This window comes from Turicibacter sp. St.80E1 (assembly GCF_059728495.1).
Genome location: NZ_AP039386.1, coordinates 859,204 through 881,023, shown reverse-complemented (window position 1 = coordinate 881,023; position 21,820 = coordinate 859,204). Strand labels below are relative to the sequence as shown.

At 36.2% G+C, this 21,820-nt stretch carries 20 protein-coding genes; 8 read left to right on the top strand and 12 right to left on the bottom strand.

The genetic code is table 11. The annotated features are described in order from the left end of the window. Nucleotides 1-51: 51 nt before the first annotated feature. Together AC6I0I_RS04340 and AC6I0I_RS04335 are read right to left on the bottom strand one after the other, a co-directional pair. Nucleotides 52-3,171 (bottom strand): AAA family ATPase, encoded by a 3,120-nt coding sequence (locus tag AC6I0I_RS04340; protein ID WP_262953639.1) that lies wholly within the window; start codon nt 3,169-3,171, stop codon nt 52-54. Next, complete coding sequence (locus AC6I0I_RS04335) at nt 3,168-4,310, bottom strand: exonuclease SbcCD subunit D (protein ID WP_262953638.1); 1,143 nt, start codon at nt 4,308-4,310, stop codon at nt 3,168-3,170. Before AC6I0I_RS04335 ends, AC6I0I_RS04340 begins: the two co-directional genes overlap by 4 nt. A 237-nt stretch (nt 4,311-4,547) precedes the next feature. Here AC6I0I_RS04335 and AC6I0I_RS04330 point away from each other — a divergent pair, with 237 nt between their 5' ends. Next, the gene (locus AC6I0I_RS04330; protein ID WP_262953636.1) at nt 4,548-5,645 is read left to right on the top strand and encodes a GntR family transcriptional regulator; all 1,098 of its coding nucleotides are present in this window, start codon (nt 4,548-4,550) and stop codon (nt 5,643-5,645) included. A gap of 23 nt (nt 5,646-5,668) precedes the next feature. Here AC6I0I_RS04330 and AC6I0I_RS04325 read toward each other — a convergent pair whose 3' ends face one another. Next, on the bottom strand, nt 5,669-6,562 hold the full coding sequence (locus tag AC6I0I_RS04325) for a DUF368 domain-containing protein (RefSeq protein ID WP_262953635.1): 894 nt from the start codon (nt 6,560-6,562) through the stop codon (nt 5,669-5,671). Nucleotides 6,563-6,805: 243 nt separating this feature from the next. Between AC6I0I_RS04325 and AC6I0I_RS04320 the strand changes: the two genes are divergently transcribed. After that, the gene (locus AC6I0I_RS04320; RefSeq protein ID WP_161830893.1) at nt 6,806-7,894 is read left to right on the top strand and encodes a PRK06851 family protein; all 1,089 of its coding nucleotides are present in this window, start codon (nt 6,806-6,808) and stop codon (nt 7,892-7,894) included. 90 nt (nt 7,895-7,984) lie between these two features. On the opposite strand, the gene AC6I0I_RS04315 is transcribed toward AC6I0I_RS04320, so the two are convergent. Beyond that, complete coding sequence (locus tag AC6I0I_RS04315; protein ID WP_161830892.1) at nt 7,985-8,251, bottom strand: hypothetical protein; 267 nt, start codon at nt 8,249-8,251, stop codon at nt 7,985-7,987. A gap of 234 nt (nt 8,252-8,485) precedes the next feature. Here AC6I0I_RS04315 and AC6I0I_RS04310 point away from each other — a divergent pair, with 234 nt between their 5' ends. Together AC6I0I_RS04310 and AC6I0I_RS04305 are read left to right on the top strand one after the other, a co-directional pair. After that, a complete protein-coding gene (locus AC6I0I_RS04310; protein WP_262953634.1) occupies nt 8,486-9,388 on the top strand; it encodes a prenyltransferase in 903 nt (300 codons plus the stop codon). A gap of 9 nt (nt 9,389-9,397) precedes the next feature. Continuing rightward, nucleotides 9,398-10,051: a M48 family metallopeptidase gene (locus AC6I0I_RS04305; protein WP_161830890.1), complete on the top strand. Its 654-nt coding sequence runs from the start codon at nt 9,398-9,400 to the stop codon at nt 10,049-10,051. Between the two features lie 160 nt (nt 10,052-10,211). On the opposite strand, the gene AC6I0I_RS04300 is transcribed toward AC6I0I_RS04305, so the two are convergent. The 6 genes from AC6I0I_RS04300 to pglZ all read right to left on the bottom strand — a co-directional run bounded on the left by AC6I0I_RS04300 (nt 10,212) and on the right by pglZ (nt 15,802). Continuing rightward, nucleotides 10,212-10,454 (bottom strand): hypothetical protein, encoded by a 243-nt coding sequence (locus AC6I0I_RS04300; protein WP_262953633.1) that lies wholly within the window; start codon nt 10,452-10,454, stop codon nt 10,212-10,214. A gap of 108 nt (nt 10,455-10,562) precedes the next feature. Continuing rightward, entirely contained in the window at nt 10,563-10,736 is a 174-nt protein-coding gene (locus tag AC6I0I_RS04295; protein WP_202618678.1) for a hypothetical protein, read from the bottom strand. Nucleotides 10,737-10,844: 108 nt separating this feature from the next. Then, complete coding sequence (locus AC6I0I_RS04290; RefSeq protein WP_262953632.1) at nt 10,845-11,006, bottom strand: hypothetical protein; 162 nt, start codon at nt 11,004-11,006, stop codon at nt 10,845-10,847. A gap of 105 nt (nt 11,007-11,111) precedes the next feature. Beyond that, nucleotides 11,112-11,930 carry an Rpn family recombination-promoting nuclease/putative transposase gene (locus tag AC6I0I_RS04285; protein ID WP_262953631.1) on the bottom strand — a complete coding sequence of 273 codons (819 nt, stop codon included), beginning with the start codon at nt 11,928-11,930 and terminating at the stop codon, nt 11,112-11,114. A 279-nt stretch (nt 11,931-12,209) separates the two neighbouring features. Further along, nucleotides 12,210-13,112 (bottom strand): DUF4238 domain-containing protein, encoded by a 903-nt coding sequence (locus AC6I0I_RS04280; RefSeq protein ID WP_262953630.1) that lies wholly within the window; start codon nt 13,110-13,112, stop codon nt 12,210-12,212. A 278-nt stretch (nt 13,113-13,390) separates the two neighbouring features. Next, entirely contained in the window at nt 13,391-15,802 is a 2,412-nt protein-coding gene (gene pglZ, locus AC6I0I_RS04275; RefSeq protein ID WP_497993657.1) for a BREX-1 system phosphatase PglZ type A, read from the bottom strand. A gap of 64 nt (nt 15,803-15,866) precedes the next feature. On the opposite strand from pglZ, the gene AC6I0I_RS04270 reads away from it, so the two are divergent. The 4 genes from AC6I0I_RS04270 to tnpC all read left to right on the top strand — a co-directional run bounded on the left by AC6I0I_RS04270 (nt 15,867) and on the right by tnpC (nt 18,040). Beyond that, a complete protein-coding gene (locus AC6I0I_RS04270) occupies nt 15,867-16,061 on the top strand; it encodes a hypothetical protein (protein WP_262953811.1) in 195 nt (64 codons plus the stop codon). Then, nucleotides 16,051-16,407: an IS66 family insertion sequence element accessory protein TnpB gene (gene tnpB, locus AC6I0I_RS04265; protein ID WP_262953810.1), complete on the top strand. Its 357-nt coding sequence runs from the start codon at nt 16,051-16,053 to the stop codon at nt 16,405-16,407. Before AC6I0I_RS04270 ends, tnpB begins: the two co-directional genes overlap by 11 nt. Before the next feature lie 107 nt (nt 16,408-16,514). Next, a complete protein-coding gene (locus AC6I0I_RS04260) occupies nt 16,515-16,748 on the top strand; it encodes an IS66 family transposase (protein ID WP_262953809.1) in 234 nt (77 codons plus the stop codon). After that, entirely contained in the window at nt 16,745-18,040 is a 1,296-nt protein-coding gene (tnpC, locus tag AC6I0I_RS04255) for an IS66 family transposase (RefSeq protein WP_497993668.1), read from the top strand. Before AC6I0I_RS04260 ends, tnpC begins: the two co-directional genes overlap by 4 nt. A gap of 84 nt (nt 18,041-18,124) precedes the next feature. Here tnpC and AC6I0I_RS04250 read toward each other — a convergent pair whose 3' ends face one another. Further along, on the bottom strand, nt 18,125-18,277 hold the full coding sequence (locus AC6I0I_RS04250) for a hypothetical protein (protein WP_497993656.1): 153 nt from the start codon (nt 18,275-18,277) through the stop codon (nt 18,125-18,127). Between the two features lie 75 nt (nt 18,278-18,352). Then, entirely contained in the window at nt 18,353-21,817 is a 3,465-nt protein-coding gene (gene pglX, locus AC6I0I_RS04245) for a BREX-1 system adenine-specific DNA-methyltransferase PglX (protein WP_262953489.1), read from the bottom strand. Nucleotides 21,818-21,820 lie beyond the last annotated feature (3 nt).

The following is a 21,820-nucleotide window of genomic DNA, read 5'->3' as shown; positions in this document are numbered from 1 at the left end:
GCAATTTTAAAAGGCTAAAAGGTCCTCCCTTTTAGCCTTTTCCTGTAGACCCTATTTTTTAAAATAGGCACAACTTCCAGTCCCATCGGCCTCAACGACTAATTTTACTGGAATTCGTTCTTTTAACTCATTAACATGTGAAATAATTCCGATTAAGCGGCCATGATCTTGTAAATCCATTAAAATATCAATGGCTTGATCCAATGATTCCGAATCTAACGTTCCAAATCCTTCATCGATAAACATCGTATCTAACTGAATCCCTCCGGAATTTTGTTGAACGACATCGCAAAGACCAAGTGCCAGTGCTAATGAAGCTTTAAAGCTTTCTCCACCCGATAACGTATTAACCGGTCTTTGATTACACGTATGACTATCATAAACGTCCAGGTCTAATCCTTTGCGCCCTCCCCCCTTAACCTCTTCGCGACGCAATAAATAGTACCTTCTAGCCGTCATCTTCTGTAATCGTAAATTGGCCGCAAACAATACTTCATCAAAGTAACTCGATAAAACGTAAGTTTCAAAAGACATCCTTCTACCACTTCTTCCGTTGGCCAAGGCATCCAGTTCACCGAGTGTGGCATACTCTTTTTCTTTTGATTGAATCACTGCATATTTTTTGGTCACCGAAGAAAGGAGGCGCTCATTCTGTTCCCGATTGGCTTGAACCCTCGCACGCTCGCCTTCTAATTCCGAACGTTTATGTGAAAGGTCCTCCATTCTCTCCTTTAACGGAGTAAGATCTGTTTGAACTGCACCTGCTAATTCATCACGTAACGCTTGTTCGATCGACACGGCTGTATGGCGCTCTTGGTAATATTGAATAACAAATTGCTCCAACTTATCCATTGCATCTATCCATGATTTGGCCTGCTCATAAGTCTCCCGATTAAGAAATGTTTGGACAATCTGCTCCTCTAATGAAGTGGTGGCTGTCTTAAGTTGCGATTCATACCCCTCTAATTGATTAGTTAACTCCTGTCCCACGGTCGTTAATCGCGTCAATTGTGAACAAACACGTTCATAATCTTCTTGACTTTTTTTGATGTGTTGTTCGTGAGTCACTAAACAGGTACTTATTTCCTCAAGGCGTGACATTAAAACGTCAACTGAGCGATAATCCATCGGAATCTGTTCCTCTAAATCCTTAACCGAACGTCGCTCAGACTGATAAAGATCGCGCTGATCCTGACGTTTCTGTTCTTTCTGTGCAATTTCTGCTTCAAGGGGGGCCATCATTTCCTTCTTTTTCACCAATTGCGCCATCTGTTCTTCAAGCTGTTTCACCTGAATCAATACTTGAGTCTTTTTGCGCGTCAGTTCAGACTGCTGATTCAAAAGCTTTGATTTTAACTGTCTCATGGCCACTAACGTCGCTTCCTCATCTTCACCTAGCAGACAACGTTGAATTAAGCTCGTCTTCAAGTGATTCAACTCCTCTGCTAGCTTTTGAAGCGTCACGCGTAAAATCGAACATTCCTGTTCCTCAGATCGCCCCCTTTCTTCGAGTTTCTCAACGTCTACACGATACGCCTCTAACGCGGCCTTTGATAAAATACTTTCCTGGCTACGACGAGGATTCGGATGATCACACGATCCACACACGGGACAAGGTTGCCCAACTTTCAGTTCATTGGCTAACCGAATAGCTGCTGCATTAATAAATAATTGTGCTTGATGCTCATAATCCTCCCGTTTAAGGCGTGCCTCCTCTAAATGGGTCGTAGCGCTTGCTTCTTTATCTTCAAGGCTCTTAGCCGTCTGCTCATACGCCTCTAGTTTTTCACAAAGTAACGTGACGTTCTGCAGCTCCTCCTGTCCTTTCACTTCCCTTAATTCTAATCGATGTTGTTCTTCACGTTGCTTCTCTTTTACCACATTTAATGGATCAAGCTGCTCCACTTGATCCTTTAAAGCCGCTAATTCTATGTTTCGACACTGAACCTCCGCGGTAAGCTCACGCTCTGTCTGCTCTAATTGTTGCAGTTGCTTCCGTTTTTGATCTAATAGCTTGACCCCTTCAACATAGCGTGACAACTCATCCTTTTCCCGATTCATCTCGGTCATCTCTTGACGTAAGACATCAATGGCGTCGTAACATTTTTTGACTAAGATATACTCTGTCTGACAATCCGTTAACTGCTTCTTAAGATGAGCCTGCTTTTCTAACGTATCCTGCTTAAAAGCTTGATATTTTAAACATTCATTTTCAAGATTAATCAGGCCTTGTGCCTGCTTCGCCTGACTCACCTGATGTTCGTATCGGGTAATGGTGTCTTGTTGCTCAGTGAGTTGATCTAACCGTTCTTTTGCGGTCGCATACTCTTCAATTTTTTCATTGATTTTCTTTTTTAACTCATACTCTTGTTGGCAACTACTTAATTGCTCAGCTATTTGTTCCTTTTGTTGCTCTAATTGATGTTCTACCGCTTCAAATCGCTTTTGTTGATGCTCAATGTCTTCCATCACTTCGTGTAAAGGACGTTCTAAATCTAACGCCTGATTTTCGTCTGTTCTTACTAATTGAAGTTCTGCCGTCATCGCCTGTTGAGTTTCAAACACCTCGGCCTTTAATCGATTAGCTTGCTGAGTTAACTGTTCCTGCACAGCCTTATAAAAATCAGTTCCGAATATTTTACGTAGAATTTCTTCCTTATTCGTTGTATTAGCCACTAAAAACTCTTTAAAATCTCCTTGCGGAATCATGACAATTTTTCGAAACTGTTCAATTTTTAGCCCAATAATTTGTTGAATTTGTTCACGAACTTCACTTTCTTTAGTCAAGGGCGGATAATCGCTTGCCACCTCTAAAAATTCGACCGTCGCCGGAACTTCGCGAAATCCCTCTCCCCTTTTTTTCTTTTGAAGTTGTTGCGGTGATCGCGTGATACAATAAGTTTTCCCATTCACACTAAACGTAAAAGAAACCTCCGTTTTAATCTCGCTTTCCTTTACAAAATCACTTCTTAACTCTTTTCCAGAACGACTTCCCCCACTTGTTTCTCCGTAAAGCGCATAGCAAATCGCATCAAAAATTGTCGTCTTTCCCGCACCTGTTGGTCCCGTCACGACAAAAATATCTTGTTGATCTAAATCTTCTTTAAAATTTAAAGTCAGCGGCTTGGCATAAGGTCCGAAGGCAGACATTTTCAATAACAATGGTTTCATTCACAAGACTCCTTTCGCACTTCTTTAATAATTGTCTGAATCGATGTTTTTGCGGCCTCTGACAACGCCTCTCCTTTATGGTGTTCATAAAAATCACTAAATAATTGTTCCGCCGTTTTTTGTTGACGCGCCTGTTTTGTCAATTGACTTCCCTTAAACGCTTGATTATTTTGTTCTAACTCTAACATCATCACATAAGGAAAATTTTTACGAAGTTTGGCCATCGGCTCAATTAATTCACCTTTATCTAATAACACAATACGCAAATAATCTTCACATCTTGGTAAAGCTAGAAGTTCCTCTAATGTCCCTTTGATTGTTTTCATGTCCCGAAGTGGTGTTAACGGCAATAATTCACAAGAAAGCTTCCCTGCTTCGTCTAAATCAATCATCGTCACAGATTTGTGATACTGTTCTTCTGAAAAAGAATATTTAAGTAAGGAACCACTATACCTGATCTTGTCACTTCCCACTTTTTGTGTTCGATGTAAATGACCTAAAGCGACATAATCAAACGCCTCGAAGTAGGCACTAGAAACTGACTCTTTCCCTCCTACCACTAACTTTTTTTCCGAATCGGAGATTAAAATCTCCTCACTTTGACCCACAACAAAAGCATGCGTGAGTAAAACGTTTCGCTCTGTCGCATCAATCGGGTTAGCAGCCAGAGTCACTCGCATCGCATCGTCTAATGATTTAACCGTCTCATCCTCGTGGAGCTCGCGTACAACGGCATAATCGGCAAATGGTAATAAATAAAAATTAACCGGTCCAAATTCGTCTCGCAAGACCACTTTTTTGATCTCCTTCGTATATCTTCCCGCGACATAATAATGAGCCGCCTCAAATAACTCATGACCAAAATTAATGAGGTCCGCCCCATCGTGATTGCCCGCCACCGCCAAAATTGGCGTTTTCAATTCAACGAGCACTTCCTTTAAAAATTCACTATATAAAGCAACCGCCCGAGCGGGGGGCACACTGCGATCATAGATATCGCCCGCTAACAAAAGCGCATCCGGTTGATACGTCTTAATATATGATTTAACCTGTTCAAGCACATAGCGCTGATCCTCAAGCATGGAAAACGAATTAACTACCTTACCAAAATGCAAATCGCCTAAATGTAATAACCTCAACGTCTTATCCTCCTAAAAAGCGAATGTTTGTTCTCATTATAAGCCTTTTTTACAAGAATCGTCAACCCAATCCCTAACGAACTCATCGACAAGATTTTCGGATTATTTCCAAGGAAATACACGTCCCCCTATTATCGTCCATAAAAAAGATAATTCGTGCAAAAAAAGACAAAAAATTATACAATAGAAACAACTTAAAGAAATCATCCCCTAACACGTAAAAAATAGGAGGTTTTTATGCTAAACCCAAACTTACCAAAATATCTTGCCATTGCCGAATGGATGAAAGAAAACATTTATAATAACACCTTTAAAGCAGGCGAAAAACTAATCAGTGAAAATAAACTGTGTCAAAAATTTGAAATCAGCCGTCAAACCGCCCGGCAAGCAATCGCCGTCTTAGAGGAAGAGGGACTCGTCATCAAAAAACAAGGAAGCGGAACTTACATCAACCCAATTAGTCTCAAAGCCAGACTCAACACCAAAACCATCGCCCTCATCCTACCCGAACTGTCAAACGATCAAACCCCTACGATGTTAACCGAGATGGAGGACCTCTTTTCAACGGCGGGCTATCAGCTAACAATACGCCTCACCCACCATCAAGTGACACGAGAGCGCGAACACTTATTAGCCCTCTTAAACGCAGATATCGCCGGTTTAATCGTTGAGGGAACAAAGTCTGCTTTACCTAACCCCAATCTTGACCTTTATCAGGAATTTTTAACTCACCATATCCCCTTACTCTTTATTCATAATTACTATCCCGGACTTCCTTGCCATTTCATTATGACCGATGATACGGCCTGCGGCCAACTCGCTACCCGACACCTCATTCAACAGGGGCACCAAAAAATTGGAGGATTGTTTCAATTCAATACCCTTAAAGGTAACTTTTTTTATAAAGGGTTTTTAACAGAAATGTACGACCACCATTTAGGGGTCGATGAAAAACATCTCATTTGGTACGGAACCGAGACGACTGAACACTTATTTTCACAGGGAAATCTTTCAAACCTACTCGATACCTTACGTCGTTTTACCGCCATTCTTTGCGATAGCGAGGAAGTTGCCCTAAAACTGATTCAACACCTCACTAACGAAACCTCATTAAACGTTCCAAATGATCTTTCGTTAGTGACGCTAGGAAACACAAAACTGAGCCAACTCGCTACCCCACCACTGACAAGTATTGACCCCTGCCGTCCAACGATTGGAAAGTTGACCGCAGAAGCTCTAATTCAACAGATTGAAGATCAAGAAACGATGATCAATCATATTTGCCAACCGACACTCATTCCTCGTCAGTCGGTAAAACACCTCCTAGACAAATAAAAAAAGAGCACTTGGCTCTTTTTTTATTTCTGTTTTTTCTCCATCAACTTACTGAATTGTTCCAAACCAATGATGACTGCTCCACCGATAATAAACCACACAAGGTTAAACGTTGAAAAAGACATCGGTGCTTGAGCTGTTTCAAGCGTTGTTGGTCCCATAATGACCGCATAAATCGACCCGATCATTAATCCTAAAATTAAGTAAATCATTTGTGGACGTGCTGTCTCTAAGAAGTGGCGAATTAATTTAATCGTTGATAAAATCCCAATAATAACTCCAAGTCCGAATACGATTAAAATAGGAAGGGCCGAAAAATTAAACGTTAAAACTTCTTTAATTGAACTAATAATTGTTGTATATAACCCAAAAATCAATAATAACGTGGATCCCGAAATTCCTGGTAATACCATCGCTGAAATCGCAATCATTCCTGCAATAAAAACATAAAGGATTAATCCAATATTTAAATGGCTAAGAGAAATCTCCATTCCACCTCCGCCTGATACCGGATTAAACACAGTAATCGCCACAACAATCAAGATTCCTGTGACCGTCCAAACGATATTTAAATATTTATTTTTAATCGTTTCTTTTTCCGCTTTGATAATTAATGGGATGGAAAATAAAATAAACCCAATGAACACCGAACTAATACTATAAATGTGTTCTTCAAAAATCGAACTTAAGAAGAGAACCGAAAGAATCATTCCAAGCGCCCATCCGATTCCAATTTTTAATAAAAATTGAAGAGCCTGTCCTTTATCTTCTCTGCTACTCTTTGAAACAAGCGTGTTTAAAGAACCGATAAACTCATCATAAAATCCTAAAATAAAAGCGATCGTCCCTCCTGAAACACCAGGCACACTATCGGCAAGCGCCATAAAAAAACCGCGAATTAAATTGATTATAAACATATCTTTCACCTTTACCTATTCTATCTCATCCATTTTCCTAAGAGAAATCATCCATTATTTGTAAACGGATAATAGCCTTTTCCATTCTAATTCTAGCATAAAGCCTTTTAAACTTCAACGAGAGAAGAAAAATTAAAAACACTTACAACCTAAGATAAAATTAAAATTCTCATTCACACATTAGGCCCTTTTCCCATAAACTACTAGTGAATCATCCATCATTACTTTATGGGAGGTATTTAAATGACTGCAACTATTAAAAGCTATTTTGTCTGCGCAAATAGCTCACGCGGATTTTATAATTTCTTTGACTCAAACCTTCAAGGCGTTGATCACTTATACATTTTAAAAGGGGGACCAGGAACAGGAAAATCGACATTAATGAAACGAATCGGTGCTGACTTTTATGACTTAGGCTATGACGTTGAATTTATTTATTGCTCGTCTGATCCTCATTCACTTGATGGAGTCCTTATTCCCCAATTAAAAGTCGGAATCGTTGACGGTACTGCTCCCCATGTTATCGAACCAACGGCACCTGGAGCCGTTGAACAATACGTTAATTTAGGAATCGCCTGGGATCGTGCAAAACTTGTCCCTTACAAAGAGGCAATCCTTGATTTAAAACACCAAATTAGTACTTGCTATGACTTACTTTATTATAAATACGCCGAAGCCCTCAAAATTCATGATCAATGGGAAAAAATCTATATTGATGAAATGGACTTTGACCTTGCCCCACGATTTAGAGCGATCCTTTGCGACGCCCTACTCGACTATAAAAAAGAGGACCATCTCCCTGTCGTTAAACACCGCTTCTTCGGTGCCTCTACCCCTAACGGATCCACTGATTACATCGAAGATCTAACTCGCGGATTTAAACGATACTTCATTAAAGGTCGACCAGGAACAGGAAAATCAACCCTCTTAAAAGAACTCGCTAAAAAAAGTGAATCCCTCGGATACGATACCGAAATTTATCACTGCTCTTTCGACCCTGAATCACTCGACATGGTCCTCATCCCTAAACTAAATGTCTGCTTCTTTGACTCAACAGCTCCACACGAATATTTCCCTAGTGTTGAGACCGACGAAATTATTGATACTTATGAGGCACTCATTACACCAGGAACCGATGAAGCCAATGCCGAAGCACTTAAACAAATTGAAGCAGACTACAAAGCCACTGTTAAATTAGGAACCGTCGCTTTAGGACAAGCTAAAGCCCTTCACGATCAATTAGAAGAAATTTATATTCAGGCCATGAATTTCGACATTATTGAAGGAATCTACGTCCAACTCAAAGAAGAAATCATGGACCTCATTCAATAACTTTTTACAATCAAAAAGATGAGAGTTAATCCTCTCATCTTTTTTACTGCCGCCAAGAAAACAGCCCTCTTCTCTGACACCGCCCGTCCCTTAACGACGTTTCGATTTGTTATCTTTTGTCGCTTTCTTAATTAATAAAGCCTCCATTTTTGATTTAATTTGATTATACGTTACTTGATCAAACAATAAATCATTCCAAATCTTCACATGATTATCACGCATTCCGGCAATGGCTTGCTCATGCGTTGGACGCACAATCACGGCCACACCTTCTTTTTTCTTAATCTCTACCACGACTTTTTCCTTTTGTTTCGTTTCAAACGTTCCTTCAGCACCATTAACTGTATCTTTCCACATGACGATTCCCCCCATCATATCACCACTTTGGCAGTGACCTCTTTTTCAACTTTATGCGACCTTCCCTAAAATATGAAAAAAAGTGAGCTCACGCTCGCCTTTTAAAAAACAACTCATTCCGTTCATTGACAAGACATGATAAAATAATACACGATATTTATCAAAAAATAGAACTTTAACATCATGACCACTCACATTTAAAAAGGGGTTTTATCAACTTATACGAGGTGAATTATGTTCAATAAAGCTTATATCAAGAAATTTATTCATGACTCATGGATCGCACTCCGGCCACTTTCTTTAACACTGGCCATCGGTTCCACCACGCTAGGAATCCTAGCCGCTTATCAAATGGGGGCCATTCACTTTAACGATCCTTTCGACCTTCTTCTTATCTTTCTCATTACAGTTGCTGGATTACTGGCCCAGTCGGGTGCCAACTTAGTCAATGATTACTTCGAAGGGTCGTTTCGTTACTATCGTCCGGGGGGGCGCCAAATCAAATTTTTAGGGGTAGTCCGCACGTATTTTGATGTTTACGTCTTTTTATGGGCCATGGCTTGTTTCGCCATCGCCGGACTCATTGGTCTTTTTTTAATTTACATCACCAATCTTCACATGCTAGTCATCGGACTGACAGGGCTTTTCATTGCCTATGCCTACACAGGAGAACCCTTTGTCCTCAAACGCAAAGGACTTGGAGTCATCATCTCCTTTATCGCCATGGGACCATTAATGGTATTAGGCGCAAGCTTTCCCTTTACAAAAGAATTATCTTGGTATCCCGTCCTTCTGGCATTGCCTGCCTCGCTTTTCATTCCAGCTCTCATGATTAGTAATGAAATGCGTGATTTCACACGCGATCAACGGTTAAGTATCGGAACATTAAGTGTGCGCATCGGGAGTAAAAACAGCACCTACCTCTATCGAACACTAGTGTTTGGGGCCTATGTTTTAACCGCCATCTATGTAATCACAGGACTTTACCATCCCGTCGCCCTCATCGTCTTCTTAACCCTAAAAGATGCCCTTACCGCCAACCAGTCCGTCACAAACTTTGAAAAACTCGGAATTCCTTATACCAACCGTCTGCACTGGAAATTCACGCTTTTACTGATTATTTCCCTACTGTTTTAAGGAGGTTTTATGAAGCTAACGATTTGTAATGAAACATTTCACGTGGAGGTTCAATACGCGAAACGTAAAAAAATAAAGTTAGAGGCGACCCCTGAGGGGCACCTCACGCTTAAAGTTCCGCGGCACACGAGTGAGGAAGACATCGTGGCCTTTCTTGAATCCAAAAGCGAATTTTTAATGAACTTACGTCAAAAACAAAAAAATAAAAAGTTTATTTCGAATCAAAAATCCTATGCGGACGAGGAGTTATTTCTTTATCTTGGTCAGGCACTCCCTCTTTCTCAATTGCTTGAGGAAATTCCCGAGGAAAAAGATCAAATTCAACAAGCTCTTCAACGATTTTACACTAAAAAGACAAAACAATACGTAAAAAAACGAATTCCTCATTTTCAAACCTTGATTGGCGTTAAAGCAAAATCGATCACCGTCCTGGATTCCCCTCGAACATGGGGGACCTGTAATTCAAATCGAGAATTGACCTTCAACTATAAACTAATCATGGCACCCCCGATTGTGATTGATTACGTCATCATTCACGAACTTTGTCACATCCACCACATGAATCACGACCGCTCATTTTGGAGAAAAGTTGGAATGTATGACCCTAATTATAAACAACATCAAGCCTACCTTGAAAAATTCGGAGGTGTCATGACCATCTAAAAAGCAGCCCATCGGCTGCTTTTTTTATTATTCGATTTGACTGAGGAATCAACCGCTAACAGATCCCTCCTCTTTGATGAAGTGATAGCGAATCCTATGATAGCCCCCCGTCTATATATAAAAAAAGGCCCTTCCTAAAAGGAAAAACCCCCTCTCTTCATTAACCCTTCATTGTAAGAAGTCGCATTTGTCGTACTTCCTCAACCTCTAATCCTGTTGCCGACGCAATCGTCTCATCATCTAAAACATCCAATAAATTCTGGGCGATTTCTACTTTTTCCTCTTCCTTTCCTTGTTCAATTCCTTGTTCAATTCCTTGTTCAATTCCTAATTCGATTCCTTGCTCAATCCCTATTTTAATGCCTTTTTGGAGTTCTCGTTCTTTAATCTCCAATAATGTCATATATTCCACCTCCAACCTTTTATCCTGCTTAATCCGATTGACCCTATCATGTAGTTGATGCATAGGCTCAGATGTTGCCTGAGAGATACTTTTGTTAGAGAAGATTCATTAGTTTTCATCTCGTATTCGTCGAACTTCCTCAATATCTAATCCTGTTTTTAACGCAATCGTCTCGTCATCTAATATATCTAATAAATTCTTGGCGATTTCTATTTCCCTTTGTTCAATTCCTATTTTAATACCTTTTTGGAGTTCTCGTTCTTTAATCTCCAATAATGTCATGTATTCCACCTCCAACCTTTTATCCTGCTTAATCCGATTGACCCTATCATGTAACTGATGCACGAGTTCAGATGTTGCTTGAGAGATACTTTTGTTAAAGAAGCTTCATTAGTTTTCATCTCGTATTCGTCGAACTTCATCAATCGTTAGTCCTGTTTTTAACGCAATCGTCTCATCACCTAAAACATCTAATAAATTCTGGGCGACTTCTATTTTGCCTCGTTTAATGCCTTTTTGGAGTTCTCGTTCTTTAATCTCCAATAGTGTCATATATTCCACCTCCAACCTTTTATCCTGCTTAATCCGATTGACCCTATCATGTAACTGATGCACGAGTTCAGACTTTGTTGAGGGGGATTTTTATAAAAAAATCAATTACTTATTTTCGTTTCGTAATCGTTGGACTTCTTCAATCGTCAGTCCTGTTTTTAACGCAATTGTTTCATCATCTAAAACATCTAATAAATTCTTGGCGATTTCTACTTTTTCCTCTCTTTTCCCCTCTATTTTTCCATCCTCAAATTCTTCTTTAAAAATTTCGTATAATGTCATATATTCCACCTCCAACCTTTTATCTTGCTTAATCCGATTGACCCTATCATGTAACTGATGCACGAGTTCGGACTTTGTTTGAGCAACATATGTATCTGTTGAATTCTCAACATAGCTTAATAATTCCTTCATCTCCTCGTCCACGTCATCCATAACCCCACGTGTATTTAAAAAGATTTTTGTTGTCTCATCATTTAATTTTAGCGATTGATCTTCTATACAATAGTTTTCAAAACTGTAAATATGTCTCCCTTTGCCAAAAGGATCAAACGTGCAAATAAAGATGACAAAACTTTTACAAAGTTCTAAATAATCACTGCCCTTTTGAATAAAGTCCAAATCGACGCTTCCTTGATAATATCGACTCCTCTTCGCTAGGTTTTTATGTTTTCCTCTTTGCATCTCTACATTATAAATGGTTTCCTCTTCATCTTGAACATAAATGTCTAACCGAATCGCTTTACTCTCCATTACTAAATCAATGGACTTTTGGCTTTCCACAAATTTAATGCTTTTAATCTTAACCTTCAAAATCTTTTCTAACACTTGCCGGCAAACCTCTGCATCTGAAAAAACTTTAGAAAACAAAAAGTCATCCGATAAATTTAATTCTTGTAACGTTCTTTTTCGTTGATAGGGCATTTAACAAACCTCCTCTATTATAGCATATTCAAGATTACAACTAATCCCCTCTCTTATAAATACGCTCATTAGAGGCCATTTCCTTTTTTTGATTATCTAAAGTTTTGATGATTCTATTATCCATTTTAGGAAAATGTTATTTCGCCTATCTTAAATTGCAAAAAACGGTAAATAAGTTTACCGTTTAAAATAATCATGAGGGTTCTATGCTGGGGAGAAGCGATTATCCACCGTTTAATCTGCCCTAAAGCTCAAATTATTATTTAATTTTTCCTAATTCTATTCCTGTTGATTCAACAAATATTGAAGAGTTTCTTTCTTTGAGCAAAAGCATTGTCGATCACATTGTCTTACATGTTTAAGGTTAAACCCATTGACATCCTTTTCATTAATAAATATAAGTCTTCCATCAATTATTTTACAACCTTCGTAAATAAATTCTTTCGGATAAACAGCAACCAGAAGTTTAGAAGAAATCGGATAATACACACAACTATTTTCTAACCCTTCCCCAAAACCTACATTTCCTGTTCTGTAATTTAAAAACATAACAGGATTATCACTTGATATAAAATGCCCTTTTCCTGTAATTCTATAAATACACCAATAACGATTCGACAAAAGGGTAACTATTTTACTTATTAGCTCTTCATTAAGTGTTCCACTCATAAATGACCAACGACGCAAATCATCAGAGATTTTATAATTCTTTAGTTGGTTATCTAACTTCTCATCCCCTTTTCCCATAAACAATTCCTTTATCTTATCTAACACGTTTTCTTCTATATCTGGGGCAATCGTTAGTAAATAATCACGCGCCTTTAGGCAACGCAATAATTGGAAGGTTATAATAATTGATAAGCTCATTTTACATTCTTGATTAATAATATACGCATTATCTTGAACCAGATTATTTGTTACCTGTTGAATAAGCCTCTTAACACTAGTCCCCATCATAGGTTCTATATGTGTAGCATAAAAATTTTCCCAGGCATATTTATTTGCGCACAAGTTTACCGTATAAAAATCCTTTTCTACCGCTATATCTTTTATATTAGCCTCAAATATCTTTCTCGTCTTCATATCCAATGTGTATGTTTTAAATTGCTCCCTTTTCTGAAAAGAAAAGTTTTTCAAATAAGTTTGTGGAACATGATGCTGCCGAACTGGGTTTTTAGACATCCGTCATTCACCTCTTTCTCCCATATCAGTATCGGAAAAAATCTATTTAATTTTATTTTAGTAATTCATGTTTATTATTTCCAAAACGGAATATGGAATACATAGATAATCTATAAAATAAGTACGAACTATCTTATAGAAGACGAACTAAATAAATTAAATAACTCCTGTAGGAACCGTGCAACCTTTACGTTCAATAATTAATTCTTGATAAAAATTTTTTTACCTTTATTCATATCATCCTTGGTAAATGAACAAAAGGTGCGAAAATCTTTTTTCTAATACTCATCGGGTACTATATCTACATAAAAAGGATAATTCGTTCTTTCTCCGGTCTGCTCATTTTCAACAACCAAGGTAATCATCTCATTTTTTTTATAGCGTTTATTCATGAGTACGAGTTCAACCTTATACATACGAAAATCTATTTTATCTGCAGTGCTATCAGCAACTAATCGTACTTCACTTGAAATCACTCGCTCTTCTGAGTCTTCAAAGTAAACCTTACAATGAAACGGGAGAAGATCTCCCCCTACTTTATCTGTTTGCATCAGTTGAATTGCTACATCATAATTCTTAATTATATTATTCAGGTTTCGACAAATAACATTAACTGTTTCAATATCAATAATTTCAGTTACTTTGTAGTGTAATAATGGAACAATGAATTCTTGTGGCATTGCTCCACCATGAACATAGTTAACTCCCGCTCCTTGAGTTTTGAATCTCATATTTCCTCTTGGGACAGTTGCGTACATTGGTGTATTGACAGTCGAGCTAATATCAAACGTCAATGTTCCATCAATGTTAAGTGGCTCTTTTGAGAGCATATAACGACGTTTCTCTTTAATTACATTTAATTTCTCACGTGACAGTTTATCAATTTCAGAAATTGGACTGACTTGGTATAAGAAGCCATGATCAGACGTGATGTAAAGTTGTTTAATTCGTGATATTTTACCTTGATTAATTTTAGCAATTAATTTATTTAATTCATCAAATGTTTGATTAACAGCTTTAAAGACGTCCTTTTCACTTGCTGCATGATCACCCACTGCATCAATCGTATTATGATAAATATAGACAATCCCTTTGTCTGTAAATAACTTTTTAAAGTCTGTTCGATTTAAATGAATAATCTCATCATATCGATAAGCTGTTCGCTTCAATTCGTCGTTTAAGATTTTTTTACGATTCTCAAGGCCATTTGAATCTATGTCAGCAATAAAGACTTTTCCATGGTCATTCATTTTTAATAGATTTTGACGTGGTAACATGGCTGCCATTCCTAATTCAGTAATCGAAGGCATCACTGATTGCATCGAAGTAAGCGTTAAACTACTTGGACGAATCTTACCTTGTTTAATTAATTTATCTTTTAATTCATCCGCTGCTTCGTAACGTAAGCCATCAGAAATGATTACGACGCCGCATTCTTTTGGCTTTTCTGTTTCACGAGGCATATGTTCAAAGAAGAAGTTCTTCTGGTATTTAACATCATCGATTTCCCATTTAGTTCCTCTGCTACTAAAAGCCGTTGACCACTCAAGACTTAATTTTGATAAATAGTCATTCACATAGATGGTTTCAATTAAATTTTTTAATGTTTCAAAATCATCACTCATCGTTAACTGATCATAGGCATCATAAAATTTACGGTAAGCTTGATCCACTCGATAATCCGATTCTAAATAACGGTTATACAACTTATTAACAGTTGATTCATTTGAATGAGGTAAATGTTCAAAGAACTCAATGGCCGACCAAATACTTGTATATTCTGCTTCATACTGTTGAAAGAAATGAAGCGATTGACGTTCAGCAATGACCGATTTAATAACGTCTGGATTATAAATACGTTGTACTAACTGATCTTTTAAATGACTAAGAATAAACTGATCAAATTCTTTAAATGTCCCACTATATTGAATTGCTTCAGTTGAAGCATCGTTTAATATAGATTGAATTTTTAAGTGTTCATACATTTTATTCGCTAGGTCATCATAGTCAACAGGTTCATACTTCATTAAAGTTTCCATAAAAATACGTGTATTTTGTTTATTGATTAATAATTTTTCTGGCAATTCTGACCCGATTTCTAATGTTGTTGTTTCATTGATATACGTCATAAATAATAATGAAATAAATTCATTCAATGAAGGCGTCTCTGTGATATATCCAAAACGTTGTTGGAGAACAGTCCACAAGTAATCACCTGCCTCAAACTTTCGTAGTAAAGTAATTGCTTCATTTGCACCTTCAGCTTCTACCTCATGTTTAATTAATGTCATTAAAACTTCATTAAAATCTGCTGGACAATTTAATAAACTCCCTATGATACATAGCTGTATGATATCCTTATTTAAATTAAACTGTTTCTGAACTAACTTTTGAAACTTCGTTTTTCGTGATTTATTTTTAAAGAATATAGCGTATTTTTCAATCGTTGAACGGTACTCCTCCGATAAATTTAATGAACGTAATAAAATAGCGGTTGAATCACTTAAATAAAACTCACTATACAAATAAATATCCATTAATGGATCATCTTCCGATTCATCTTTTTTATCATATGGCACATATAATAAAATATTTTGATTAGCATATTCCATTTCAATTTGATAACGCACTTTAAACGCATTGTCATAATGGTATTGAATGACTTTTACGTAAGCACGTAATATAAACATGTCTATTATGACCTCCATCTTTGAGCTATACTGTAGCTATCAAAGAAAAGGAGGTCTATTTTTTATGAAAGAAAATCCTATTATAGTTCCAGTCGCATTGAGTGACTCTAATTTAAAGTCTAATTCAGTATCTGAGACTAATAAAAATACACCTGTTTGTCACTTTAAAATTAAGGATGCTGAAGTTACGTTTTACAATGGTGTGAACAAATATATCTTACATACTGTTCTAGCGGAGATGTCTAAGTATGCTCGTTGATTTTACTACGGTTCAAAATATCTTTATCATTTGTGGCCATACTGATATGCGTTGTGGGATTGACGGTTTAGCTAGTGTTGTCTCGGATAAATACAACTTAGATTTATTTAATGATGCCATCTTCTTGTTTTGTGGAAGAAAAAAGGATCGATATAAAGCTTTGTACTGGGATCGTGATGGATTTATGTTATTGTACAAACGAATTGAAAATGGAAATTTACAATGGCCTAAAGATCAAGACGAAGTTAAGAAATTAACGGCCCAAGAACTCCGTTGGTTATTAGAGGGGTTATCCATTCAACAACCCAAAGCCATTAAACCTGCTAAAACAGGATGTTTATACTAATAGAAATAAGGGATTTTCGACAAAAATCTCTTATTTCTATTTTCATAAGTTGTAAGATTAGGTATACTAATCTTACAACGAAACCTTTTTGAAAGCAGGCGAATTTGATGACAGAACTTGAACAACAATTAATGAAACAAAACAAAGACTTACTTGCGCAAAATCAAGAACTTTTAGAACAAGTTCGCCAATTAAATGAACAAATTCAATGCATGACTAAAAAACTATTTGGATCTTCGAGTGAAAAGACTAAAGTAGCCGATGGCCAAATTTCATTATTTAATCCAGATAATTTTTTGAAGAGACAGAGACAACTGAAGACCAAACCGTCGAAGAAATAACCTATCGACGTAAAAAACAAAAGGGAAGGAAGGCAGAATTAATCAAGGACTTACCGATTGAGGAAATCCATTGTCAATTACATGGAGAAGACTGCTTATGTACAAATTGTGGAAACGAAATGAAACGGATAGGAAAAAAGGTCATTCGTGACGAAGTTTGTTTCGTTCCAGCCCGATTATATAAAAAGCGATACATTAGTTACGCGTATGCATGTGATTGTCATGATGCATCGATCGAAGCTAAACCGATTCGTTGTGCCGAAACTCCAAAAGCTCCGATTCAAAGAAGCTTTGCCGGAGCGAGTGTGTTAGCTGAAGTTTTTCATCAAAAATATGTCTTAAGTATTCCTTGTTATCGACAAGTATCAGAATGGGCACGCTATGGATTAAGTGTGAGTGATAAGACGCTCTCAAATTGGATAATCACTACCTCTTATGATTGGTTACTTCCGATTTATGAGCGATTGAGAGATGAACTAGTTCAACAGACCGTTTTACACGCAGATGAAACACCGTATCAAATTTTAAATCGAGCGGATGGAAAACCTGCCACCTCTCAATCAAGGATTTGGTTATTTAGAACCATCAAAAATGCCCAACATCCTGTAGCTTATTACCACGCTGATCTAACACGTGAACGCGCGGTGGCAACCACTATCTTAGAAGGATTTAAAGGTTATCTTCACTGTGATGGGTATTCGGGCTATAAAAATATTCCCAACGTGAAATTAGTTGGATGTTGGGCTCATGTCAGAAGAAAGTTTTTTGAGATACCTGGGAATAATGGTAAGGCAAAAAAGGCAGTCGAATACTGCGATCAAATCTTTCGTTTTGAAAAGACGATTAAAGATTTATCTCCTGAGCAACGTCAAAAACAGCGCCAACTGATCATCAAACCAGTCATCGAAGAATTTTTCAAGTGGCTCGAATCCTTCTATGTGATGAAAGGAAAACTTCAAACAGCGGTTATGTATGCCCTCAATCAAAAGGTAGAGCTTTTGCGCTTTTTAGATGATGGAAATCTTGAAGCCTCGAATAATCTAGCTGAACAAGCAATTCGCCCTATCGCGATTGGCCGTAAAAACTACCTTTTTTCAACCAGTATGAAGGGTGCGACTGCCAATGCGATGGCATATACTATCATTGAGACAGCCAAGGAAAATAATCTAAATCCATCCAAATATCTCACTTATCTTTTTGAAAAACTACCTAATACGGACTTCATACGAAATCCAGGCGTATTGGTGGACTTTTTGCCATGGGCAAAAACAGTCCAAGAGATTTGTCGGTAACAATATAAAATAATAGCTACCAACTCTGTACCTTTAGTTTACAGGAGTGGTAGCTATTTTTGTATCCGTGTTATTATTACGTGCTTACACTTTTACACCATCAATTTGTAAGTCATTAATATTTTCCAAAAACTCTTGCTCTGAATCATGCCAAATAATAATTTTTCGTTTATATCCATCTTTTAATGGTTGTTGAAAGAGTTGTTCTAACTCTGTAATAATCCCGTTTAACTCCATACTACACCTTCTTTTCCAAATAAAAATAGAGTCTTTCGACTCTATTTTACTATACTTTTTCATTCCTATAAATAATTACATCTTGACTTTGTATAATAAGTCACCTTTTTTAGAGTTTGATGAACTATCTGTTGTCAACTCAATATTTTGGAACTTTTGATAATTTACTTTCACTCCATCATCTAAATCTAAAGGAATACGTTGATGGGCTACATGGGCTAATAATAAATCATACTGTGTACACTCATCTAATTGCTTATGAAGCTTTTCTTGTAACTTTTTCGCTTTCCCTTTTTCAGAAGCCGAAATATTATCAAAGTTAATTAAGTGATCTAAACGCTCAAGTTCTGCTTCATACTTACGTTGTAGGGGATGCAAATAATCTGTACGCACCTTAGCTACCATATCTTCATTATAACGATACATATAAATTAAAGCTTTAAATCCATTTTGTTTTCCACTATCAAACATCCAATAAATTGGACGCCTTTGATATACCTTCGAGTGATCCTCCATAAATCCTTTTAAGAAATAGCGACGTAAGCAATCACGTGAACTTTCAGTAGATTTACGTTTAAAACATTCTGTATCTGCAATAAAGTTTAAATTCTCCTCAAGTGTCTCTTCACCGTAAACAACTTTCACAAACGCAACAAACCGATTCAGTAAATCGTCTTCAAAATATTCTGTATCACTAATTAAAATTATCCCATCCTCATCTGCTTTAAAGGTTTGATATTTACTTTCATCAAAATCCCCACCTGCAAAAATCAATCCTTCTTCATCTAATGAATAGCGCCCCATAATACACCCTACAGCATAAGAGATAAAAGATTTTATTTCTTCATCAAAATCCCCCCTTTTAAGCTTAATATCATTTAGATTTATTTCAGAGGATAATTTCTCTTCAAAATTATATGCTTTAATAAATATACGGTTCAACTCTTCCTCATTGGTTTTTAACTTTTGGGTTTGATTAACTAGAAATAAGGAGTAATTCTTAAAAGACATTTCTAAATCATCAGATTTAAAAATTAACAAACCATTTTTCTTAAAATTATACGATATTTCTGATAAATCCCAATCGTATCTTGAAATTTCAATATTTTCCGAAACAAGTTGTTCTACTCTCTCTTTAATATCTACTTCTGCTAGAACCAAAGGAGCGATAGACTTTATATGACCACTTTCAATCTTATTACCTTGATACATTTCAAGCCTATTCTTCTCTGCAACTATCGAATTATAATATCCCAACAAATATAATTGATTGGTTACAATAGCTGGCGAAGTATTATCAAATGCACATTCCTCGTAATATCTTAGGTTCATCCGTGAAGATACTCTTGTCCAACTAATATGCGGCTTAAAATAGTAATCTTTACCAGATAGGTTCCCGTTATTTTTCCTAACAAACTCTCCGTCTTCACCATATTTTAAGACCCATAAATTATTACCATACCATTTCCTATATAGCCCTCCCTTATTATATTTTACATATGGAAAATCAAGTTTCTGCTCCCACCAATATCTAATTAAGTTGCTACCTGGTTGGCTTCCAATTTTGGTTTCTATATGTTCTCTTTTTAAATTAGAATCAGTGGCCGTCAAAAGACAATCACCATCACACTCTAATTTTCCAACCATACAACTTTCCTTATTCGATGACTTAGCAAAGGAGATAAACTTATCCTCTTTTTCATTTGTACTTTTATATTGGGTTAAATCAAGGTATAGTAATTTATAGTTATATTGTATCCAATTTTTTATAGTAAATATAACTGATTGCACCACTTCCCCTTTAATTTCATCAAATGTTCCTGCCCCAAGTTTAACTAAATTTTCAAACTTTACATTTTTCAATAGATCCATTCTAATTGGTTTAAATTGAAACTTAAATAAAAAACTCGACTGTGTAATCATTGAGGTATATCCATTTTTTTTTGTAAGAGAGATACAACGCTTAATAAATGCTGTATATAAATCATTCTTATAATCCTTATATTTTTCCTGAATAAACCGATCTAATTTAGGACTTAAATCTGATCTCGTTTTATAGGGGGGATTACTCACGCATACATCATATTTTTTACTTAACAACGCTGCTTGCTTTAATAAATAATTTAATTTAATAAGGATTTCATTATTATCAAATAGTATAAGTTCCTTATTTGTTAAATTACTTAATGTATCCGTTAAATAATCTAAATCTAAAGAATCGACTTCTATTAAAGACCCAAATTCTTTTGCATTCACAAAAGAATTTACTAAGTGCGTTAAATTACGCTCTAGTAAGATATTACTAGTTGTAACTCGTTTAATCTCTTTTTTTGTGATTTCAGTACTATCTTGAATTGAAAAAATATTAATTTGAATACTATTTCTTTCTATATCTTTAAATAATCGACGGGAATAACTTCTTGCTTTCATTATTAGTGCAAAATATGCTAATTGCCTGGCACGATCATCAATATCTAATCCATAAATATTTTTTTCTAAAATTAAACGTGGGATTTCTTTTTCTGAATAACCTACACTTTGATAAATCTGATATAAAACATCAAATGCATAGACTAAAATATGTCCACTCCCCATAGCTGGATCAATGAGGGTTAAATCCTCTGGTGTTAATATTTCCTTTTCCTTTTTTATTTTTTCTAGCCCACTTTTAACAATGTCTTCTTGTTCTGATTCTTCTAAATAATATTTCCATTTTGATTTTAAATCCTTATTTGGATGCCCTTCTAACCAGAGGCGCCCTAATGAATTTTCTACCATGTATTTTACAATCCATTCAGGTGTAAATAACTGAGTAGCTGCTGGAATATTTTCTTTTGTAATCTTTTTATTTTTTTTCAGATCTGCGAATACTTGATCTTTTTTCTCAGAAATGTAATATTGATATAACCATCCGATAATCTCAACTTGGTTTGTCCAATCTTCTTCTGGTACTAACTCAATCATGTCTTTAATAACTGAACCATTTGAAATCATCACTGATGGTAATAATAATTCCGTATAATCTTCAATTTGCTCAAACATAACGGGTAATACTTGTCCAAAGTAATTACATACTTTAATAAAAACATATTTAAATAATTCTTCCTGCCTATTGTGCTCTTTTAATTCAATTACTTTATCTCGATTCAATTCTAATTCTTCGATATGATCGGCAATCTCTGTGATAATATCAGGATCAACTTTTCCTGGAACGTCTGAAGATAAGACACGTGTTCTAAATGGAAGATAGTCATTGACTTCCATATAACGAATCGCAATAATACGATTAAACCATGTATATGCAATTTCTTCTACAAAAGGTTCATAGCCTTTTTCCTGAATTTTTTGTATGATTGTATCTCGATTTTTCTTTTGAGATTCAGTTAGAGTTTGTGTTTTAATAGTATAAACTCCACCTAATTCGACTAACTCTACAACTTCTTTATCTGTGATTCCTAGTTCTTCTAAACATTCAATCACACTCTTTATTAATTTTTGACGCGATTCTACCGCAAACTTTTTAATCGCTGTTTTATTCATCTT